This is a genomic window from Rhizobacter sp. P3_B12, from assembly GCF_056402895.1.
Map to the genome: position 1 here is coordinate 1 of NZ_JBFUGN010001130.1, position 1,836 is coordinate 1,836.

General features: G+C 63.2%; 4 protein-coding genes. All 4 read left to right on the forward strand.

What is annotated here, in order from left to right; all coding sequences use genetic code 11:
* Positions 1–698: amino-acid N-acetyltransferase (gene argA, locus AC1D01_RS32915; RefSeq protein ID WP_477873684.1), on the forward strand; the 698-nt coding region annotated here is incomplete at its 5' end.
* A gap of 51 nt (positions 699–749) precedes the next feature.
* Positions 750–1,022: an oxidative damage protection protein gene (locus tag AC1D01_RS32920; RefSeq protein WP_047508941.1), complete on the forward strand. Its 273-nt coding sequence runs from the start codon at positions 750–752 to the stop codon at positions 1,020–1,022.
* Positions 1,023–1,126: 104 nt separating this feature from the next.
* Positions 1,127–1,444: an H-NS histone family protein gene (locus tag AC1D01_RS32925; protein WP_477873685.1), complete on the forward strand. Its 318-nt coding sequence runs from the start codon at positions 1,127–1,129 to the stop codon at positions 1,442–1,444.
* Positions 1,445–1,574: 130 nt separating this feature from the next.
* Positions 1,575–1,836: hypothetical protein (locus tag AC1D01_RS32930; RefSeq protein WP_477873686.1), on the forward strand; the 262-nt coding region annotated here is incomplete at its 3' end.

Here is a 1,836-nt window from a genome sequence, read left to right on the forward strand (position 1 = left end):
CGCTCGACCCGCTCGACCCCGACAGCGAGATCGACCAGGAGCTCGGCCTGGCCGACGCCCGCAAGCTGCTCGCCGGCCTGCCCAACCCGATGCAGCCGACCGACACCGCGTTCTACCTGCAGCACGCCGTGAAGGCCTGCGAAGACGGCGTCGAGCGGGTGCACATCGTGCCGTTCTCGGTCGACGGCTCGGTGCTGATGGAATTGTTCACCCACGATGGCGTGGGCACGATGATCGTCGACGAGAAACTCGAAAGCCTGCGCGAAGCCACCTCCGACGACATCGGCGGCATCCTGCAACTGATCGAGCCGTTCGAGAAGGACGGAACCCTGGTCAAACGCGACCGGACCGAAATCGAGCGTGATATCGACCATTACACCGTCATCGAACATGACGGCGTCATCTTCGGATGTGCCGCTTTGTATCCGTATCCCGAGGCGCATACCGCCGAAATGGCCGCGCTGACGGTGTCCCCGAATGTGCAAGGGCAAGGCGATGGCGAGAAAATACTCAAGCGCATCGAACAGCGCGCACGCGGTGCCGGGTTCGACAGCATTTTCGTGCTGACCACCCGCACGATGCATTGGTTCATCAAGCGCGGCTTCAAGCAGGTCGACCCCGACTGGCTGCCCGAGGCCCGCAAGCGCAAATACAACTGGGACCGGCGCTCCCAGGTTCTCGTCAAGAAACTGGCCTGATCCGCTGGTTTCGTTTCACGACATTACAAACAGATCGACTGGAGTTACGTCATGGCTCGAATGGTGCAATGCATTTACCTGAAGAAAGAGGCCGAGGGCCTGGATTTCGCGCCTTATCCCGGTGAACTGGGCAAGCGGATCTACAACGAGGTCAGCAAGGAAGCCTGGGCCGCCTGGATGAAGCACCAGACCATGCTCGTCAACGAGAACCGGCTGAACCTGGCCGACCAGCGGGCCCGCCAGTACCTCGCCCGGCAAATGGAGCGATTCTTCTTCGGCGAAGGCGTCGAACAGCCCGCGGGATACGTGCCCCCGACCCCCTGAAACTGACAGATTCCCTGCCGCGGGGTTTCGCTTGGCATTTCAGGGTTTCCTGAATAGAATTCCCGCGCCGGCACATATAGCCGGGTTCAAACAGGAAACCATCGATGACCACGTTGCAGGATTTGCTCGCCAAGAAGGCTGCCCTCGAGCAGGAAATCGAAGCCACGCAAAAGCGTGAACGCCAGGACGCGATTGCCAAAGTCAAGTCGCTGATGAATGAATACGGCCTGTCGGCTTCCGACCTGACCGGCAAAGGCGGCACCAAGACGGGTGGCAAATCCGGCGCCAGCAAGGGTGGCAAGGTGGCGGCGAAATACCGCAACAATGCCACCGGCGAAACCTGGAGCGGTCGCGGCCTGCAACCCAAATGGCTGAAGGCGGCCGTCGCTGCGGGCAAGAAACTCGAAGACTTCGCCCTCTGATCCGGCGAACGCCGGGTCCGGAAATCCGTATCGATTCCATCGGCTGACCGATACCCGCATCTGCGGGGTATCGGGCCCAGCCCGCCGGAAGCGTCGCGGGCTACATTCAAAGCTTCCTCGCGACGCCCACGTGCCCGTTTTCCGACAGCCCACCCTGCCCGTCATCCTGCTGCCGTCCACGCGCCTGAGCGTCTGGGCCTTGCAGGCCGTGCTGGCGTCGCTGGCATGCCTGGCCCTCGGTCGCTGGGGGCTGTCGATTCCCCTGCTCACTCTGGTCTCGCCGCTGCCCTGGCTGCCCGGCGGCTTGGTGCTGGCCGCGCTGCTGCGCTGGGGCGCCGGCATGGCGCCCGGGTTGTGGCTGGCCGGCTGCATCGTGCTGCTCGGCTCGGACC

Bases quoted from the DNA above. Each gene is read 5' to 3' on its own strand.
- AC1D01_RS32920 (WP_047508941.1), top strand. From the start codon at position 750: ATGGCTCGAATGGTGCAATGCATTTACCTGAAGAAAGAGGCCGAGGGC.
- AC1D01_RS32925 (WP_477873685.1), top strand. From the start codon at position 1,127: ATGACCACGTTGCAGGATTTGCTCGCCAAGAAGGCTGCCCTCGAGCAG.